This window comes from Caulobacter endophyticus, assembly GCF_029543245.1.
GTDB lineage: Bacteria > Pseudomonadota > Alphaproteobacteria > Caulobacterales > Caulobacteraceae > Caulobacter > Caulobacter endophyticus_A.
Genome location: NZ_JARQWV010000006.1, coordinates 39,562 through 57,445, shown reverse-complemented (window position 1 = coordinate 57,445; position 17,884 = coordinate 39,562). Strand labels below are relative to the sequence as shown.

The following is a 17,884-nucleotide window of genomic DNA, read 5'->3' as shown; positions in this document are numbered from 1 at the left end:
GCCCCTGCGCGCCGGGCCTTTTCCTTGCCCCCAAAGTTCTTTCTGGAGTTCCCGATGGCAGCGCCCAAGAACCCCGAGCGGTTCGGCATTCTGGCGACCGAGCCCGGCGTGCGCGCCGGCCACATGTGGACCGCGCTCTACGCCGCCTTCGTCAACATCGGCCTGGCCACGACGGTCGCGGTGATGACGCCCTACGTGCTCAGCGCCAATCTCGGCGTGCCGCTGGATCGTCAGGGCTCGGTCCTGGGCATCCTGAACCTCGTCAACGAGGTGGCGCTGCTATTCGTGTTCGGCCTGGCCGGCGCCCTGGCCGACCGGGTCGGCCGCCGTGCGGTCTACGCCATCGGCTTCCTGGCCACGGCGGCCGGCTATCTGCTGTTTCCGCTGGCCACCAACATCTGGGACCTGTCACTCTACAAGGTGGTCTACGCCATCGGCATCGGCGCCACGACCGGCATGCTGTCGACCATCCTGGCCGACTATGTGAAGGCCCGCGACCGCGGCAAGATCGTCGCCCTGTCGGGCATCCTCAACGGCCTGGGCGTGGTGGTTCTGGCCCTGGCCATCGGCAAGCTGCCGGCCGTGTTCGTCGGCCAGGGCATGGACGAAAAGACCGCCGGCCAGGCCGCGCTGGCCATCGCCGCCGCCATCTGCCTGGTCTCGGCCGCGGTCATGTGGCTGGGCCTCAAGCCGGGCGCGGCGACGCGCTCGGTCGAGCGGGTCAAGCTCTCGACCCAGCTGGGCGTAGGCGTCGCCGCCGCCAAGTCCAACCCGCGCATCGTCCTGGCCTACGCCTCGGCCTTCGTGGCCCGGGGCGACCTGGCCATCGTCGGCGCCTACGCCATCGCGTGGGGCAAGAAGGCGGCGCTGGAGGACGGCGCCAGCCTGGCCGACGCCCTCGACCAGGGTCGCATCCCGTTCATCGTCGCCCAGTCGGCGGCGCTGCTGTGGCCGGTGGTCGTGGCCCTGATGATCGACAAGGCCCACCGCCTGACGGCCCTGGCCGCCTGCATGCTGCTGGGCGCGGTCGGCTATCTGGCGACCATGTTCATCGACGATCCGCTGAGCAAGGCGGCTCTGCCGCTGTTCGTGCTGCTGGGCGTGGGCCAGATCAGCGCCTTCATCGGCTCCCAGGCCCTGATCGGCAAGGAAGCGCCGGAAGAGGGCCGGGGCGCGGTGATCGGCTTCTTCAACCTGTGCGGCGCCTTCGGCATCCTGGTGCTGGGTACGCTGGGCGGCGTGCTGTTCGACGTGATCAGCCCGGCCTCGCCGTTCGTGCTGGTCGGCATCCTCAACGCCGTGGTCGGCTTCGGCTGCATCTACCTGCGGCTGAAGGAGGCCAGGTCGCCGGTGGGGCAGGAGGCCTAAACCCACCCCGATCCCCCGCGAAGGCGGGGGTCCAAGTCGAGCTTGCGGCATGTGCTGCGCCACGACGGCCGCCTCAGCTTGGATCCCCGCCTTCGGGGGGATACTCGGAATTTTACTCAGGACGCCTTCTTGGTCTTGGCAGTGCTCTTGGCCGCAGCCTTCTTCGCCGGCACCTTTGCGGCGGGCGCCTTGCCGCCCAGGCTCTTGCGCAGGGCCTCCATCAGGTCGACGACGTTGGTGTCCTCGGGAGGGGCGGCGGTGACCTTGGTCTTGCCGCCCTTTTCCTTGCGCTTGATCAGGTCGCGCAGGGCCTCTTCGTAGCGATCCTTGAAGTCCTCGGGCTCGAAGGGGCCGTCCTGCTGCTCGATGATCTTGCGGGCGATGGCGATCATCGACGGATCGGCCTTCTTGGCCGGGATGTCGTCGAACAGGTCGGCCGGATCGCGCACCTCGTCGTAGGCACGCAGCGACCAGGCCACCAGCCCCTTTCCGCGCGGCTCGATGGCCAGCAGGCGCTCCCGGGTGTGCATGACCACGCGGCCCAGGGCGATGCGCTTGGCGCCGGCCATGGCGTCGCGGATCACGCTGTAGGCCTCGACCGCCAGCTTGCCGTCGGGGACCAGGAAATAGGGATTGTCCCAGAACAGCCGGTCGATGTCGGCCACGTCGACGAAGCGCTCGATGTCGATGGTGCGGGTGCTTTCCAGCCGCACGCTCTCGATCTCTTCCGGCGTGACGATGACGTAGCGGTCCTTCTCGACCTCGTACCCTTTGACGAGATCCGAGCGCTCGACGGGGCCCAGGTCCGGATCGGTGGCTACCATCTTGATGCGGTTGTGGGTCTTGGGGTGCAGCAGGTTGAAGCGCACCTCGCCGCCGGGATTGGTGGCCGTGTAGAGCGCCACCGGGCAGGTGACGAGCGAGAGCCGCAGATGGCCCTGCCAGGTGGGACGCGGGGCCATCTGCGTGTCGCTCCTACTTCTTGGCGCCGGCCAGCGCCTTCTTCACCGCCGCCACGGCGGGCTCGTCCGGGGTCTCGGTGTTGGCCGCCTCGACATTGGGGCGGCCTTTCAGCGCCGTGACGAAGTCGTCGCGCCAGGCGGTGACGTCCTGGCGGGTGACGTTGTCCATCAGGTCCTCCCAGCGCCGCTTACGCTCGGTCTCGTCCATGGCCAGCGCCCGGCTCAGCGCGTCCGAGATCTCCTCGGGGCTGTTGGGGTTGATGATCAGCGCTTCCTTCATCTGCCGCGCGGCGCCGGCGAAGCGCGACAGGATCAGCACGCCCGGATCCTCGGGGTTCTGCGAGGCCACGTACTCCTTGGCCACCAGGTTCATGCCGTCGCGCAGGGGCGTGACCAGCGCCGCCTTGGCCGCGCGATACACCCCCGCCAGCTCGTCGCGCCGGTAGGAGCGGTTGAGATAGCGGATCGGCGTGAAGTCCATCTCGGCATAGGCGCCGTTGATGCGGCCGATCAGGCCGTCCAGGCGATGGCGGATGTCCTGGTAGGCCTCGACCTCGTCGCGTGACAACGGGGCGATCTGCAGCAGCATCACCTCGCGCCGGGCCTCCTCGTGGTCGTGCAGGAACCGCTCGAAGCCGAGCAGGCGCTCCTCCAGGCCCTTGGAGTAGTCCAGGCGGTCGACGCCCACGACCATCTTGCGGAACACGCTGTGTGCGGCCATCCGGTCATAGACCCGCATGGCGCGCGGGCTCTTGGTGATGCGGGCGAAGTCCTCGGCGTCGATGCCGATCGGGAAGGCCCCGGCCTCGGTGATCTGGCCGAAGGCGCGCAGGCGGCCGTCCTCGGTCTTCTCGCCGCCGACCTCGTTGAACACGTAGCCCTCGAACGCCTGCAGGCTTTCCTCGGTCTGGAAGCCGAGCAGGTCGTAATGGAACATCGCCTCCACCAGCGGCCGGTGGCGGGGCAGGGTGACCACCAGCTGGTGGGCCGGCCAGGGGATGTGCAGGAAGAAGCCGATGCGGTTGGTCACGCCCAGCCGCCGCAGCTCCCGCGCCATCGGGATCAGGTGATAGTCGTGCACCCAGATGATGTCGTCCGGCTCGATCAGCGGGCGCAGGGTCTCGGCGAAGCGCTTGTTGACCCGGTCATAGCCCTCGCCGAACGAGCGGTCATAGGCCGTCAGGTCGACGCGGTAGTGGAACAGCGGCCACAGCGTCTTGTTGGCGTAGCCGTTGTAATATTCCTGGTAGTCGCCGTCCTCGAGGTCGACCGTCGCCACGGTCACGCCCTCGACACGCTGCATGTTCAGCTGGCCGGTGAACTCGGGCGTGGTCTTGCCGCTCCAGCCGAACCAGATGCCGGAATATTCGCGCAGGGCCGCGGCCAGGGCCATGGCCAGGCCCCCGACGCTTTCCTCGCCCTTGCCGGACGGCGGGTTGACGCGGTTCGAAACGACGATCAGGCGGCTCATCGGGCGGCCTCCCGAGCGATGGCGTCCAGCCAGGCGTGGACCGCCTCGGGACCGTCGAGGCGATAGCCGGCGGCGCTGGGCCGCTCGGGGCCGACCAGCACGCCGTAGCCGCCCAGGCGGCGGGCGGCCTCGAAGCCGTCCTCGTCGGTCAGATCGTCGCCGATGAAGATCGGCAGGGCGCCGTCGAAGGCCGGTTCGCGCAGCAGGGCGGCGACTGACGAGCCCTTGTCCTGGCCGGGCGTGCGCAGCTCGGCGACCATGTCGCCCAGTTGCAGCACCAGGCCCGTCTGGCGCTTGAGGCGCTCGGCCGCCTCGATCACCGCGTCGGCGGCCGACGGGGTGTTGCGGTAGTGCAGGCCGACGCTCAGGTGCTTGTCCTCGAAGATCAGGCCGCGGTCGCAGCGGGCCAGATCGGCCAGGACGTCGCGGGCCTCGGCCAGGCCTTCATGGGGCTGGGCGCGGAACACGCCCTCGGGCGTGCGGCGCTCCAGGCCGTGCACGCCGGCCATGTAGGCCAGGGCGCCGTCGCCCAGGATACGGGAAAGATCATCCAGCGAACGGCCGCTGATCACCGCCACGCGGTCATCGAAGGCTTCGCGCAGGCGCGCGATCAGGGCCGCGCGCGCGGCGTCGGGGCCGACGTCGTCGGGACGCGGCATGATGGGCGCAAGGGTTCCGTCGAGGTCGAGGAACAGCGCGCAATTGGCAGGAATACTGGTGGGCGGCGGCGGAAGATCCGACGACGCAAGCCGAGCGGCAGACCCGTACGTGGTCATGCAGTTAGGCCCCTTTCACTATGGAACTCAGCCGCCAAGAACGCCCCTAGGCTCGGTTCGATCCCCCCAACCCGCTGGTCGGGGGGTCACGTTTGACTGACCAAAACGTGAGGCCGAAGGGGTTGACCCAGCTTCAGCGTACCGAAGTCCAGGGTCTGCTAAGCAGCGCCGCGCAGTTGATCAGACCTACCAACGAATAGGTCTGCGGGTAGTTGCCCCACAGCTCGCCGTCCTCGAAACCGATGTCCTCCGACAGCAGGCCGGCCGAGGTGCGGCGGTCGAGCATTTCCTGGAACAGCGACCTGGCTTCCTCGACCCGGCCTTCGAGATACAGCGCCTCGACCAGCCAGAAGGTGCAGATGTTGAAGGCCGTCTGCGGCGTGCCGAAATCGTCGGGCAGGGCGTAGCGCAGCAGGTAGCTGCCTTTGCGCAGGCCCGCCTCGATGGCCGCGACCGTGGCCTTGTTGCGCGGGTCGTCGGCGGCGATGAAGCGCAGGTCCACCAGTTGCAGCAGGCTGGCGTCCAGCTCTTCGCCGCCGAAGGTGGCGGCGAACCGGCCCAGGGTCTCGTTCCAGGCGTGGGTATCGATGGCCTCGCGCACCTTGGCCGCGCGGTCGTTCCAGAACTTGGCGCGGTCGGCCAGGCCCAGCTTCTCGGCGACATTGCCCAGGCGGTCGCAGGCGGCCCAGCACATCACCGACGAATAGGTGTGCACGTTGGCGCGGCCGCGGAACTCCCAGAGGCTGGCGTCGGGCTGGTCGTGCAGTTGGAAGGCCCGCTCGCCCACCGGCTCCAGGGCCTTGAAGTCGTCGACCGTGGCCGGCCGCAGCAGGCGCTCGTCGAAGAAGGCTTGCGTCGAGGACAGGATGATCTGGCCGTAGACGTCGTGCTGCTGGTGCTCGAAGGCCTGGTTGCCGATCCGCACCGGCCCCATGCCGCGATAGCCGGGCAGGTCCGGCGCGAAGCGCTCGACCAAGGCCGGCTCGTAGCCCACCCCGAACAGCGGCTGGATGTGGCCGCCCGCCGCCCGGTCGACGATGTTGCGCAGGTACGAGAGATAGTTCTCCAGGATGTCGGCCGCGCCCAGGCGGTTCAGCGCCTGGACCACATAATAGGCGTCGCGCAGCCAGCAGTAGCGGTAGTCCCAGTTGCGGCCGCTGTTGGCGTGCTCGGGGATCGAGGTGGTCATGGCCGCGACGATCGCGCCGGTCTCCTCATGCATGCAGAGCTTCAGGGTGATGGCCGCGCGGATCACCGCCGATTGCCAGTCCAGCGGCACGGCCAGGCCCCGCACCCAGCCCAGCCAATAGTCCTCGGTCTGCTGCAACATCCGCGCGCAGGTCGCGCCGACGTCGGCGTCGAAGCCCTCGTCGGCGCCGAGGAACATCGCCAGCGTCCGCTCCACGCGGAAGGTGCGTTCCTCCAGAATGTGCGAGACGGGGCAGTCGGTGGTCAGGCGCACCGTCATGTCCGAGCACAGGTAGCGGATGTGGTTGGAGCCGTTGGTGTGCTCGGCCAGGCGCGCGCCCCAGTTAGCGGTCGGGCGCAGGCGGATAGTGGCGCGGCATACCCCGCTGAGCGGCCTCACCAGGCGGATGAAGGCGGTGGGGCGATAGATGCGGCCGAACTGCTGGAAGCGGGGGGCGAAGTCGATGATCTCCAGGCTCGCCCCGTCTGCGTCGGTGACCACGGTGCGCAGGATCGGTGTGTTGCGCAGGTAAGCCTGCTCGACCTTCACCGCCCCGTCGACGACCACGTCCCACAGGCCCTTGCCGCCCTCGAACGGCGGCTCCAGCCCGCCGAGCAGGGTGCTGAACACCGGGTCGGAATCGATGCGGGGCATGCAGCCCCAGACGAAGCGGCCTTCGCGGTCGATCAGGGCGCTGACCGAGCAGTTGCCGATCGGAAACAGGTCGAGGTTCTGGGGCATGGTCTTTGTTCTTGTTACGCTTTTGGGGAAAATCAGCAGCGGGTGAGGATCGGCACTGTGGACCGCCGCCCGCCCTGGACGGTGACGTGTCGGCCGACGTGTTCGAACGACAGGTCGGTCAGGCGATCGCCGACGCCCAGGTTCTCGATCGACAGGCTGTCGATGCCGATGGGCAGGCGCGGCTCCTGGATGCGGATCTCGCCGGCCCAGCCGTCGACGGTGATGCCCAGGCACGCCTGCAACATCATGAAGGCCGAACCGGCGGCCCAGGCCTGGGGCAGGCAGGCGACAGGATAGGCCACCGGCGGTTCGCCCGGCTGGCGGGGAAAGCCGCAGAACAGCTCCGGCAGCCGCATCTCGTAGTGGGCGGCGGTCTCGAACAGGCCCGAGGTCATTCGCACCACGCCGTCCCGATGCCCGTAGCGCGCCAGGCCCATGGCGCAGATGGCCGTGTCGTGGGGCCACACCGAGCCGTTGTGATAGCTCATCGGATTGAAGCGCGGCTCGCCCTCGGCCAGGGTTCGCACGCCAAAGCCGTTGTTGAACGCCGCCGACAGCAGGGTGTCGGCCACCTTGGCCGCGCGCTCGGGCGAGGGCAGGCCGCAGAACAGCAGATGCCCGGGATTGGAGCCGCGCACGCGGCAGGGCTTGCCGTGACCGTCGACCGCCATGGCGTAGAAGCCCTTGTCCTCCATCCAGAACCGCTCTTCGACCATGGTCCGCAGGTGTTCGGCCTTGGCGGCCCAGCGCTCGGCGTCGGCGGTCTCGCCTCGGCGACGGGCCAGGTCGGCCATGCCCTTGAAGGCGGCGAAGGCGTAGCCCTGCACCTCGACCACGGCGATCGGCCCGTCGGGGAACTTGCCGTCGGCGTGGAAGACGCTGTCTTCGCTGTCCTTCCAGTTCTGGTTGGAAAGGCCGGTGTCGGCGCCGCGGGCGTAGTCGATCAGCCCGTCGCCGTCGCTGTCGCCGAACTGCTCGATCCAGGCCACCGCCGCGCGCAGGGCGCCCCACAGCCCGTCGATGAACGCCAGGTCCCCGGTGCGCTCGGCATAGGCGCAGGCCAGGGCCACGAACAGCGGCGTGGTGTCGACCCCGCCGTAGTAGCGGCCGAACGGAAGTTCGCCGAGGCGGGTCATCTCGCCCTTGCGGGTCTCGTGCATGATCTTGCCCGGCGCGCTGTCGCGGAAGGCGCTGACCTCTTCGGCCTGGTGTTCCGCCAGGTAGCCGAGCACGCCCTTGGCCAGGCGGGGCTCGATCCACAGCACCTGCCAGGCGGTGATGATGGCGTCGCGGCCGAACGGGGTCGAGAACCAGGGGATGCCGGCATAGGGGTAGGGACCGGTCTCGAACTCGGTGGTCAGCAAGGCCAGGTCCGCCCGCGACTTCTCCAGCCAGTCGTTGAAGAGGCGTCCCGAACTCTTCAGCCGCGCCCCGCGCCGGCGGCGGCCGCGCATGTCGATCCGGGCCCGGGCGGCGGCGGCCCGCCAGCGCTCGCGGGTCGGCGGATGGTCCGGGACTGGGCCCACCTCGAGATAGAGGTCGAAATGGGTCTCCGGCGTCAGCATGAACATGAACTCGGCCCGCTGCGGCGTCAGGCGGCCGGGCGGTTCGGAGAAGGCGATGACGCTGTCGCGACGCAGCTCGTCCAGCCCCTGATACGCGAAGTGCACCGAGCGGCCGTTCAGCTCGGCCGGCAGCACCCGGCCCCTGGCTTTGCGCTTGGAGCCGCGCACCTCGAACATGTCGTGAAAGTCGGCGTCGTACTCCAGGGCCACCGGCAGGATGACCATGTCGCGGCTGTAGTTCACGAACCGCAGGCGTTCGTACAGCCGCTCGCACCACAGGAAGCGCTTGCGCTCGATGTGGATCGCTCCATGCGGCGCCGACGCCCCGCCCAGCGACGGCAGGGTCTGGTTGGTCGAGTGCGAGGTGAAGAAGACGTTGTCCTGCGAGACGCTGGCGCTCAGCAGGGCCGGCGGCCGCCCGCCGATCAGCAGCCTCAGGCGCGACAAAAGGCGGGTGTCGTCGTGGAACAGGCCGTCGGCCGCTCCCAGCACGTCGCCGAAGGCGTCGGCCACCAGAAAGGTGTCACGGTCCTTCAGGGCGAACAGCCGGTAGGGCACGCGCGGTTCGCCGGTCTCTCCATGCTCGCCCGCGGTCAACGGGGTCGGCGCCAGATCGTCCATATCGATGCCCCTTGTCTAAACGCGATCAGCGGCCGCGCCAGGGGAGGCGCGGTCGCTGAACTTGAAAGCTACAATGCGGCCTCAACCCGGCGGGGTTTGGCCGCCTTTGAGGTCACGCACTCTGGGCCAGGGTCAGGCGCGGCGGCTGGGCCGCCTCGTCCAGGCGCGCATAGAGGTCGAGATAGCGACGGGCCATGGCGTGCGCCGAGAACCGCAGCTCGAACCGTTCGCGCACGGTCTGGCGCGACAGGTCGGGCAGGCGGCGCAGGGCGGCGACCGCCTCGTCCTCGTCGTCGACGATGAAGCCGGTCAGGCTCTCCTCGATCACCTCGGGCACCGAGCCCCACTGGTAGGCGATCACCGGCGTGCCGCAGGCCATGGCCTCGATCATCACCAGGCCGAACGGCTCGGGCCAGGCGATGGGGAAGAGCAGGGCGTCCGCCCCGCCCAGGAAGGCCGACTTCTCGGCGTCGCCGATCTCGCCCACGAACTCGACCAGGGGATGGTTCAGCAGCGGCTCGACGACGGTGTGGAAATATTCCAGGTCGGCGGCGTCGACCTTGGCGGCGATCTTCAGCCTGCGACCCATGCGCTTGGCGATGGCGATGGCCCGTTCGGGCCCTTTCTCCGGCGAGATCCGTCCGAGAAAAGCCAGGTAACCTTCTGACTTCGCATGATATTCGTAGATCTCGGCGCACATGCCGTGCAGCACCGTGCCGGCCCAGTTGGCGAAGGGCAGGGGCGCGCGCTGGCTGTCGGAGATCGACACCAGCGGAAACTGCGGCCAGCGCCGGTAGACGCCGGGCAGGTCCTTCAGATCCAGCCGTCCGTGCAGGGTGGTCAGGGTCTTTTCCGCCATGCCCTCGAACAGGGGGAAGTGGATCATGTCGGTGTGGAAATGGATGACGTCGAATTCGGCGGCGCGACGGCGAACCTCGGCCAGCATGGCGATGTGGGCGGCGAGGTCGGATTTCAGCGGGGCGGGGTCCAGGCGGATGGCCTGGTCGCGGACGACCACGAGGTCGGCCTTGGTGCGGGCTTCGGCGGAGGCGAACAGGGTGACTTCGTGGCCGAGGTCGACAAGCGCGTCCGTCAGGTGCGCGACCACCCTTTCGGTGCCCCCGTAGAGCCGTGGCGGCACGGCTTCATACAGGGGCGGAACCTGGGCGATTCTCATATTGGGTTGTCCTGACAAGGACGATTGTGGCGCAAAGGCGCCGTCGTCGAACAGCAAACCGCGAGTGTGGCGTTAAGGTTCCGCAACGTCAGAAAGAACCAAACCGGGACCTTGGCCGTTGGACTTTCACGATACTCGCGTTGACGACCCCGACGCGGAATTGCCATTTGAGAAGTGCGCGGAAGGGCCGCGTGCAACGTGCGTGCGAGACCCGTCTGCGGTGAACCAGAGCCTGAAAGTTTCGACCGTCCTTCTTGGGGCGGCCCTGTGGATGTCGGCGGCGCCGGCCGTTCTCGCTCAAGCTCAGGTCCGGCCCGTCCGCACGCCGCAGCAAGCGCCTGTGGCCGTGCCCGCGCCGCCGGCCCTGCGCGCCGACCAGGTCGACCTGCTGGTCAAGGCGCTGAACGACGCCCCCTCGCACGGCTTCGAACCCGGCCTCTTCGCGCCCGACCGCGCCCTGGCCCTGCTCGACTCGCGCAACGCCGCCGATCGCCAGGCCGGCGTCACCCAGCTGGTGGCCCTGACCATGCGTTACGCCAAGGCCGTGCACAGCGGCCGCCTGGCGGCCGCCGACTTCGACGGCAACTGGGGGCTGCGTCCCGCCGCCTATGATCCGGCCCCCGGCTTCGCCGCCGCCGTGCAGAACGATCGCCTGGCCGGCTGGCTGGAAGAGCTGTCGCCGCCCTACACCGGCTACCAGACCCTGCAAAAAGGGCTGGTGGTCTATCGCGACATCGCCGCCCGGGGCGGCTGGGCCTTGATCCCAGAGGGCCCGCCGCTGAAGCTGGGCGACAAGGGCGATCCGCGGATCGCCCAGCTCGAGGCCCGGCTGGCGATCGAGGACCCGACCATCGCCGTCGACAAGGCTCCGGTGTTCGACGAGGCTCTGCAACAGGCCCTGATGCGCGCCCAGAAGCGCTTTGGCATCAATCCCGACGGGGTGATGGGCAAGGGCACGCTGGCGGCGCTGAACGTGCCGGTGCAACTGCGCATCGACCAGATCGTCGCCAACATGGAACGCTGGCGCTGGCTCCCGGAAGAGCTGCCGGCCGATCGTATCCAGGTCAACATCGCCGCCGCGGTGATGAGCGTGTTCCACCGTGACGCTCCGACCCTGACCATGCGCGCCGTCACCGGGCGTCCGGGCGACGAGACGCCGATGCTGCAATCGCAGATCCACTCGATCGTGCTCAATCCGCCGTGGAACGTGCCGAGCTCCATCGCCACCAAGGAGCTGTGGCCCAAGGAACGCGCCAATCCCGGCTATCTGGCTCGCAACGACTTCATCGTCATCCCGACCGAGGGCGGCGGCACGCGTCTTCAGCAGAAGGCCGGCGACAAGGCCGCCCTGGGCCTGGTGAAGTTCGACTTCAACAATCCCTACGGCGTCTATCTGCACGACACGCCGTCGCGGGCGAAGTTCGCCAGCTACAGCCGCCTGGCCAGCCACGGCTGCGTGCGACTGGAAAAGCCCATCCCGCTAGCCAAGCAGTTGCTCGACGGCAGCGCCGAATGGACGGCCGAGAACGTTGACGCCACCATCGCCTCGGGCAAGACCGTGCGCGCCCAACTGCCCAAGCCGATGGCCGTCTATCTGCTGTACTGGACCGCCTATGTGACGCCGGACGGGCAGGTGAACTTCCGCGATGATCCGTACGGCTGGGACAAGGCGCTGGTGCAGCGTATCGCCGCATCCAAGACCGTCTGAGCGGTTCGCTCAGCCGTCCAAGCCGCTGTCTTTGCAGCATTTGAAGCGTTGCCGGAAACGGGAATGCCCACGCTTTCGGCGGCCGCGCGTCCATGCGTCCGGCTTGACCCGACGGCCCTCGTCAGGCCTCTTTTGCCGCGTAAGCCTTTCCGATCGGGAAAGTTTATCGTGTTCCAAGTGAGCGCGGGCCGCCTGTTTGGCGGCCTGACGCAGTCAGTCGGGAAAGCGTATCTATGATCGAACGACGCAAGCTCCTGGGCCTTGGCCTGGGTGTGCTGGGCGCCAGTGCGGTCGGGCCGATGGCGGCCTTCGCACAGTCCAAGTTCGGCCCCGGGGCCGACCCCATCGCCGACCTGCTGATGAAGCAGGGCGACTTGGGCAGTGCGGCCGAGGGCATGCCTGAGAACGGCCTGCCCGAAGCGCCGGTTCCCGTCGCCGAGCCGAAACGCATCATTTCCGCCGAACCGCGCTGGGTGAAGCTGCACAACGTGCACACCCAGGAAAAGCTCGAAGCCGTCTATTTCGACAAGGGCGAGTACGTGCCCGACGCGGTCCAGGCCCTCGACAAGGTGCTGCGGGACTATCGCACCGGCGACGTCTCGCCGATGAACCCGAAGCTCTACGACATCATGGCGGGCCTGGCGGCGCGCACCCAGAGCAAGTCGCACTTCCAGATCATCTCTGGCTATCGCTCGCCCAAGACCAACGCGATGTTGCACGCGCGCAGCGGTGAGGTCGCCAAGCGCAGCCTGCACATGGACGGCAAGGCCATCGATCTCTATCTGGAGGATGTCTCCCTGGATCGATTGAGGACTGCGGCCCTCGACCTGAAACAGGGCGGCGTCGGGTACTATCCCGTCAGTAATTTCGTTCACGTCGATGTCGGCGCGGTCCGACGCTGGGTCGGCTCCTAGGATCGGAGCCTTCCCTTTAGGGAGCTCCAGATGGCCAAGGCCGAACGTCGCGGCAATCCGTTGGGATGGATCGTCCTGGGTTTCGTCGTCGGGGCGGTCGCCGCCCTGGGCGTGATCCTGGTGGTCAGCGCCGGGGTCGGTTTCGAGAGCTCCGGCTACGAAGAGGGCGCGGAAATCCGCACCACGGCTGATGACGCCGCCAGCGCAGCCACGGTCCGCACGCCCGCCGCCCAGACTCCGCCGCCCGCCGTCACGCCCGAACCCGAAAAGCCGCCGGTGGTCGAGGCCCCGCCCGCCACGCCCAAACCCGCGCCCGAAGTCGACCCCCAGATGGCCGACGACGCGGCCGCGGCAGGGATGACTTCGCGTACGCGCCAATAATTCCCTCTCCCATAGGGAGAGGGAGGGGCCCAGGCGATAGCCTGGGAGGGTGAGGAGTTACGCCGCTGGCCGATGTGCCGGCACGCCGTCTTCGGTCCCTAACCCCTCATCCGACGGCTTCGCCGCCACCTTCTCCCTCCAGGGAGAAGGGGTTTCAGAGCCCGATCCGCCGCGAGCCTTCCGCCACGGTCACCACGTCGAAGCCGGCGTTGACCGCGCCGTCGACCAGCCGCTCCAGCGCCTGCACCGTGCAGCCCCAGGCCGACGGCTGCTCAGCGACGTCGTGGGTGTAGAGGATCAGCCAGGCCTTGCGGCGGTGCGCCTGGTCCAGCCAATGCAGGGCTACGTCCTCGCCGTCTTCGCCCTCGATGCCGACGGCCGGCGCCTGGTTGAGGTCCGCGCCGTTGGCGATCAGGCCGTGATGCAGGGCCCGCAAGGTCTTGAAGCGGCCGGCCAGCGCCGTCTTGGCCGGGGCGGCGACGTCGCCATACGGGTAGGCGAAGCTGACCGCGGTCCCCACGCCCCACGCGGCCAAGGCGTCGGTGTTCTGCGCCACGTCGGCCAGGGCGACCTGCGTCGTCGCCTGGCCGCAGTCGAGGTGGCTGAAGGTGTGGCAGCCGATCTCGTGGCCGGCCGCGTGCAGGCGGGCGGCGTCCTCGCCGGTGGCGTAGCGGCCCATTGGCCCGTCGCGCCCGGTCAGGCCAGCGGCGAAGTAATAGGTGCCGCGAAAGCCGCGGCTCTCCAGCACGCGCGCGCCCGCCTCGCAGGCGGTGGCGGGAGCGTCGTCGAAGCTGAACGACACCATCGGCCGTTCCAGCTTCACCCGCGCCGGGCGGCGATGCTGCAGGCGGATCAGCCGGCGGCGGACCTTGCCCTTCAGCGAGCGGTCCGGCTCGTAAGCGTCCACTGGGGCGTCCACCTTCTCGTAGGTTTGTTCGACTGCGGTCATCACACGGCGTCCGAATAGAGGGCGGCCCGGTAGAGCCGCATGGAAAAGGCGCGAAGCGGGGTGGGCAGGCTCTCGGCCAGGGCGATAGCCTTCAGCCAGGGCCGCCAGGTCCCGCGCAGGGGAACAGCCTTCAGGACCTTGGCGACCTTGTAGCTGGGATAGGCGCTGACCACGTCGCGGTGGGCGGCCACCACGCGGGCGAAGTTGGCGGCCGACTGCTCGTACTTGGCGGCCATGACCGGCGCGGGATCCAGGCCCAGGTGCGTGGCGGTGTTGTCGATGTGCAGGATCGGATGGGCGCGGGCGACCCGCATGGCCCATTCGACGTCCTCCCAGCCCCAACCGGCGAAGCCTTCGTCGAAGGCGATGGTCTCGAAGACGTCGCGGCGCACCAGCAGGTTGGAGGTGAAGACGTGCTTCTCCGGCGCCTGGGCGCGCTGCGGCGCCGGCGTGCAGTCGCTTTTCAGCGCCATGGCCCGGTGCAGGGCGTGCTCGGGCCGGATCGGGGTCTGGTCCAGGGTGAAGCCGCCGAAGGCCACCGGCGCGTCGTCGCCCCCCACGGCGAGCCAGCGGGCCAGGAAGTCCTTCGGGTCAGGCAGCATGTCGCTGTCGAGGAACAGCAGATGCCGGCCCCGAGCGTGGGCGGCCAGGCGGTTGCGGCCCTGGGCGCGGCCGGCGTTGCGCGACAGCCGCACGAAGCGGGCGGGGCGTTTTAGGCCCGCGATCAGCTTGCCGATCCGCGCGGCCAGGGCCTCGTCGCCGCCGCCGTCGTCCAGGACCACGATCTCGGCGGAAGCGTCCTTCCCGTCCAGCGCGCGCAGCAGGGCGGTCGGGTCGTCGCGATAGGTGGGGATCAGCACCGACAGGCGCGGCGCGGCATCCGGCCAGGCGGCGTTGTCGGTGATGGTCTCGGTGATCGGGGCGCTCATGCGGTGCGGAACCTGCGGGTGATGACGGCCAGCCGGGCGCGGGCGCCGCCGGCGTCGAGCAGCAGGGCCGCGCCGCCGAAGGTCGCAGCGCCAAGGCCGGCCTTGAGGATCAGTTCGAAGAGGCCGCCAAGGTCGGGCAGGGCCAGCACCACGGCGGCCATCAGGGCGCAGGCCAGGCCCGTCCTGGCCAGGGTAGCCCAGGGGATCGGCAAGGCGCAGGCCTGGCGGCCCAGCACGCCAGCGGCGATCGCGCCCAGGGCGTAGCTGGCGGTGGTGGCCCACAGCGCGCCGGAAAGACCGAAGCGCGGGATCAGGATCAGGTTCAGCGCCAGGTTGGCGCCGGCCGGGATCGCCATGCAGGCGCTCAGCATCGTCGTGCGCCGGCCAAGCGTGAAGGCCTGCAGCAGGTAGTAGGTGGTCACGCCCGACAGCCAGCCGCTGGCGGCGATCCACGGCGTCACGCCCGCCGCGCCTTCGCGCAGAGCCGGGCCGATCATCACCTCGGTCAGCGGACGGGCGACCAGGGCCAGGCCCACGGCGGCGGGCAGGGTCAGCAGCACAATGAAGTCGGCCTGCTCGCGGGCGCTATCCTGCAGCGCCGGCCGGCCGCCGCGCTCCAGGGCCGCGACCATGGCCGGTCCGCCGGCCATGCCCAGCCAGATAAACACCACGTCCAGGGTGCGCGAGCCCAGCGAATAGCCGGCGTGGTAGACGCCGACCGCGCTCTCGTCGAGGAAGGCGGCCAGCAGGAAGCGATCGGTGGTCGACAGCACCAGGGCCAGGATCAGCGAGAAGGCCACCGGCACGCCGTAGGCGGCATAGGCCTTGGCCATCGCCTTGTCGAAACTGCCGCCCTTCAGGCGTTTCAGGTCGGTCGGCAGCACGAACACCAGGCACAGCAGGGCGACCGCGCCCGTGCCCAGGATCGGCGCCGCGCCGCCCAGGCCCACCAGGGCCAGCACCAAGCCCAGGGCGAAGCCGCCGACGGTCTGTATCACGTCCAGCAGGGCCGCGCCCGACACCTCGCCGGCGGCGCGGCGGCGCTCCTGGGACATCTTGGCCAGGCTTTTCACCGCCGCGGCGGCGAAGGCGGCGGCGACGGCGACCTTCAGGGCCGGGGCCATGGGCCAGAACCGCAGCGCCACGGCGGCGACCACCGGGATGGCCAGGGCCATCAGGATCCACAGCCGGTAGAGGGTGGCGAAGTGGTCGGGCAGGCGGCCGTCCTCGTCGGCGCGGGCCAGGAACCGGGCCATGGCCGCCTCGGTCCAGGTCAGGAACGCCGTCTGGGTCAGGCTCAGCACCGAGAAGGCCAGCGCATAGATCCCGTACTCGGCCGGAGACAGGATCTGCGTGAACAGCACGATCGTCAGGAGGCCGACGACCCCCTGGGCGATGTTGACGGGCAGGTAGCCCAGGACGCCGCGCCAGAACATGGTCAGCGCACGGCGGTCTTGTCGCCCAGCAGGCAGGGGACGGTCATCAGGATCACGTAGAGGTCCAGCCAGAACGACTGGCGCTCGATGTATTCCACGTCGTAGGCCACGCGCTGGCGCACCAGCTCGGGGGTGTCGACCGCCCCGCGCGAGCCCTTGATCGCCGCCCAGCCGGTGACGCCGGGCTTCATGCGGTGGCGGTGGGCGTAGGTGGCCACCAGCTTGGCCGACTCCACCTCGCCGGTCATCATGCCGATGGCGTGGGGGCGCGGGCCGACGATCGACATCTCGCCCGACAGCACGTTGAACAACTGCGGCAGCTCGTCGAGGCTGGTGCGACGGATGAACTTGCCGACCCGCGTGACGCGGTCGTCGTCGGCGCTGATCTGGCGGGCGGCGCGGGCGTCGGCCATCTCGTGCCGCATCGAGCGGAACTTCCAGATCAGTATGGTCTCGTTGTTGAAGCCGTGACGGCGCTGGCGGAAGAAGATCGGGCCGGGGCTGTCCAGTTTCACGGCCAGGGCCACGGCCAGCATCACCGGCGCGGCGACGATCAGGCCGACGCCGGCGACCGCCAGGTCCTGGATCCGCTTGGCGATCGCCCGGCGGGCGTCGGTGGGGGCGCCCGACAGGTCGGCCAGATGGGCCAGGGCCGCATCGCGGTCGGCGTCGCCGCCCACGTCGACGATCATGCTGACGGGGTTGGGCAGTTCCGACAGGCGCTCGACCAGCTGGCCGACGCGGGCCTGGGCGGTGGACTGGACGGCGATCACCACGCGGTCGACGAAGGGCATGATGCGGTGGTCGACCAGGGCCTTGGTGTCGCCCAGCACCGGCACGCCCAGCACGGCCTCGGGCGCGCGGGCGGCGCGGTCGTCGAACACGCCCAGCACGTTGACCTCGCCGGTGCGCAGGGCCGCAGCGATCAGCCGTTCGGCGTTGGTGGTGGCGCCGACCAGCACGATGTTGGGCGTCAGCCTGCCGATGCGCCGGCCGTGGCGGACGATCGCCCACCAGGCCGCATGCACGACCAGAAAGGCGGGCAGAGCGGCCAGCACCCAGCCGGCGACCGTAAGGGTGTCGGGGACCAGCGGCGTTAGCACCACGGCCTGGGCGGCCAGAGCCGAGGCGCCGATGGCGGCGCCGACCCTCAGCAGGTGGCGGGCCAGCGGCTCGCGGTGGGCGAAGGCGTAGGCCTCGAAGCCGTGCAGGGCGACCAGCAGCACCACGGCGCCGACCAGCGGCGCGGCCAGGCCGCCGTCGCGGGCCAGCCACAGCGCGAAGGCGGCGGCGAGAATCGAATCGGCGAGGCGGAAGGCGCGAGTCAGGTTTTGGATCTGCACCCGGGCGCGGGCCGGGGTCAGTCGCTCCGGCCGGAACGGTCCGCGCCGGCTGCGTGCGGCGTCGGGCGCGTGGCTAGCGTCCGCTGGGCGGGCGAGGGCGGAACTCATGATCGCTCTTGGGCTTCTGCGCACTGGAGAACGAGGTTCAACCTAGCGTGGCCGTCTGAGCGTCGCGTTAACGCGATTTTCCTTCACGCCTCGATTGTCATTCGCGAGCGAACAGGCTATCGAACCGCTCCCTCTCAGGAGGAGACGTGGCCGAGAGGCTGAAGGCACCGCTTTGCTAAAGCGGCATACCTCAAAAGGGTATCGAGGGTTCGAATCCCTCCGTCTCCGCCATCCCCCTTTAAAATC

Annotated in this window: 14 protein-coding genes and 1 tRNA gene; 5 read left to right on the top strand and 10 right to left on the bottom strand. The window is 69.3% G+C overall.

Features of this window, described 5'->3' with window-relative positions:
- The first annotated feature begins 54 nt into the window (after positions 1-54).
- Positions 55-1,368, top strand: coding sequence for an MFS transporter (locus tag P7A99_RS07395; RefSeq protein WP_277793268.1), 1,314 nt, complete (start codon positions 55-57; stop codon positions 1,366-1,368).
- Between the two features lie 116 nt (positions 1,369-1,484).
- Here the strand turns inward: P7A99_RS07395 and P7A99_RS07390 are convergent, their stop codons facing one another.
- The 6 genes from P7A99_RS07390 to P7A99_RS07365 form a co-directional block, all read right to left on the bottom strand.
- Positions 1,485-2,330, bottom strand: a complete 846-nt coding sequence (locus P7A99_RS07390; RefSeq protein ID WP_277793267.1) for a Ku protein — start codon at positions 2,328-2,330, stop codon at positions 1,485-1,487.
- A gap of 13 nt (positions 2,331-2,343) precedes the next feature.
- Positions 2,344-3,801, bottom strand: coding sequence for an alpha,alpha-trehalose-phosphate synthase (UDP-forming) (locus P7A99_RS07385; RefSeq protein ID WP_277793266.1), 1,458 nt, complete (start codon positions 3,799-3,801; stop codon positions 2,344-2,346).
- Positions 3,798-4,577, bottom strand: a complete 780-nt coding sequence (gene otsB / locus P7A99_RS07380) for a trehalose-phosphatase (RefSeq protein ID WP_277793265.1) — start codon at positions 4,575-4,577, stop codon at positions 3,798-3,800. Before otsB ends, P7A99_RS07385 begins: the two co-directional genes overlap by 4 nt.
- Before the next feature lie 133 nt (positions 4,578-4,710).
- Positions 4,711-6,507, bottom strand: coding sequence for a glycoside hydrolase family 15 protein (locus P7A99_RS07375; protein ID WP_277793264.1), 1,797 nt, complete (start codon positions 6,505-6,507; stop codon positions 4,711-4,713).
- 32 nt (positions 6,508-6,539) lie between these two features.
- The gene (locus P7A99_RS07370; RefSeq protein ID WP_277793263.1) at positions 6,540-8,693 is read right to left on the bottom strand and encodes an amylo-alpha-1,6-glucosidase; all 2,154 of its coding nucleotides are present in this window, start codon (positions 8,691-8,693) and stop codon (positions 6,540-6,542) included.
- Positions 8,694-8,805: 112 nt separating this feature from the next.
- Positions 8,806-9,870, bottom strand: a complete 1,065-nt coding sequence (locus P7A99_RS07365) for a glycosyltransferase family 4 protein (RefSeq protein WP_277793262.1) — start codon at positions 9,868-9,870, stop codon at positions 8,806-8,808.
- 271 nt (positions 9,871-10,141) lie between these two features.
- Between P7A99_RS07365 and P7A99_RS07360 the strand changes: the two genes are divergently transcribed.
- From P7A99_RS07360 to P7A99_RS07350, 3 genes are all read left to right on the top strand, one after another.
- Positions 10,142-11,578 (top strand): L,D-transpeptidase family protein, encoded by a 1,437-nt coding sequence (locus P7A99_RS07360; protein WP_277793417.1) that lies wholly within the window; start codon positions 10,142-10,144, stop codon positions 11,576-11,578.
- Between the two features lie 233 nt (positions 11,579-11,811).
- On the top strand, positions 11,812-12,492 hold the full coding sequence (locus tag P7A99_RS07355; protein WP_277793261.1) for a DUF882 domain-containing protein: 681 nt from the start codon (positions 11,812-11,814) through the stop codon (positions 12,490-12,492).
- Positions 12,493-12,522: 30 nt separating this feature from the next.
- Positions 12,523-12,873 (top strand): hypothetical protein, encoded by a 351-nt coding sequence (locus tag P7A99_RS07350; protein WP_277793260.1) that lies wholly within the window; start codon positions 12,523-12,525, stop codon positions 12,871-12,873.
- Between the two features lie 154 nt (positions 12,874-13,027).
- On the opposite strand, the gene P7A99_RS07345 is transcribed toward P7A99_RS07350, so the two are convergent.
- The 4 genes from P7A99_RS07345 to P7A99_RS07330 are packed head-to-tail and all read right to left on the bottom strand — an operon-like array spanning position 13,028 to position 17,638.
- The gene (locus tag P7A99_RS07345; RefSeq protein ID WP_277793259.1) at positions 13,028-13,822 is read right to left on the bottom strand and encodes an oligosaccharide deacetylase HfsH; all 795 of its coding nucleotides are present in this window, start codon (positions 13,820-13,822) and stop codon (positions 13,028-13,030) included.
- On the bottom strand, positions 13,822-14,751 hold the full coding sequence (locus P7A99_RS07340; protein ID WP_277793258.1) for a polysaccharide biosynthesis protein HfsG: 930 nt from the start codon (positions 14,749-14,751) through the stop codon (positions 13,822-13,824). Before P7A99_RS07340 ends, P7A99_RS07345 begins: the two co-directional genes overlap by 1 nt.
- Positions 14,748-16,187 carry a polysaccharide biosynthesis protein HfsF gene (locus P7A99_RS07335; RefSeq protein WP_277793257.1) on the bottom strand — a complete coding sequence of 480 codons (1,440 nt, stop codon included), beginning with the start codon at positions 16,185-16,187 and terminating at the stop codon, positions 14,748-14,750. The genes P7A99_RS07340 and P7A99_RS07335 overlap by 4 nt, the downstream gene beginning before the upstream one ends.
- Before the next feature lie 2 nt (positions 16,188-16,189).
- Entirely contained in the window at positions 16,190-17,638 is a 1,449-nt protein-coding gene (locus tag P7A99_RS07330; RefSeq protein WP_277793256.1) for a polysaccharide biosynthesis protein HfsE, read from the bottom strand.
- Between the two features lie 140 nt (positions 17,639-17,778).
- On the opposite strand from P7A99_RS07330, the gene P7A99_RS07325 reads away from it, so the two are divergent.
- Positions 17,779-17,869 (top strand) — tRNA-Ser (locus P7A99_RS07325).
- The last annotated feature ends 15 nt before the right edge of the window (positions 17,870-17,884 follow it).

Excerpts from the sequence above, each read along its gene's own strand:
- P7A99_RS07395 (WP_277793268.1), top strand. The coding sequence starts at position 55 with ATGGCAGCGCCCAAGAACCCCGAGCGGTTCGGCATTCTGGCGACCGAG.
- P7A99_RS07390 (WP_277793267.1), bottom strand. The coding sequence starts at position 2,330 with ATGGCCCCGCGTCCCACCTGGCAGGGCCATCTGCGGCTCTCGCTCGTC.
- P7A99_RS07385 (WP_277793266.1), bottom strand. The coding sequence starts at position 3,801 with ATGAGCCGCCTGATCGTCGTTTCGAACCGCGTCAACCCGCCGTCCGGC.
- otsB (WP_277793265.1), bottom strand. The coding sequence starts at position 4,577 with ATGACCACGTACGGGTCTGCCGCTCGGCTTGCGTCGTCGGATCTTCCG.
- P7A99_RS07375 (WP_277793264.1), bottom strand. The coding sequence starts at position 6,507 with ATGCCCCAGAACCTCGACCTGTTTCCGATCGGCAACTGCTCGGTCAGC.
- P7A99_RS07370 (WP_277793263.1), bottom strand. The coding sequence starts at position 8,693 with ATGGACGATCTGGCGCCGACCCCGTTGACCGCGGGCGAGCATGGAGAG.
- P7A99_RS07365 (WP_277793262.1), bottom strand. The coding sequence starts at position 9,870 with ATGAGAATCGCCCAGGTTCCGCCCCTGTATGAAGCCGTGCCGCCACGG.
- P7A99_RS07360 (WP_277793417.1), top strand. The coding sequence starts at position 10,142 with ATGTCGGCGGCGCCGGCCGTTCTCGCTCAAGCTCAGGTCCGGCCCGTC.
- P7A99_RS07355 (WP_277793261.1), top strand. The coding sequence starts at position 11,812 with ATGATCGAACGACGCAAGCTCCTGGGCCTTGGCCTGGGTGTGCTGGGC.
- P7A99_RS07350 (WP_277793260.1), top strand. The coding sequence starts at position 12,523 with ATGGCCAAGGCCGAACGTCGCGGCAATCCGTTGGGATGGATCGTCCTG.
- P7A99_RS07345 (WP_277793259.1), bottom strand. The coding sequence starts at position 13,822 with ATGACCGCAGTCGAACAAACCTACGAGAAGGTGGACGCCCCAGTGGAC.
- P7A99_RS07340 (WP_277793258.1), bottom strand. The coding sequence starts at position 14,751 with ATGAGCGCCCCGATCACCGAGACCATCACCGACAACGCCGCCTGGCCG.
- P7A99_RS07335 (WP_277793257.1), bottom strand. The coding sequence starts at position 16,187 with ATGTTCTGGCGCGGCGTCCTGGGCTACCTGCCCGTCAACATCGCCCAG.
- P7A99_RS07330 (WP_277793256.1), bottom strand. The coding sequence starts at position 17,638 with ATGAGTTCCGCCCTCGCCCGCCCAGCGGACGCTAGCCACGCGCCCGAC.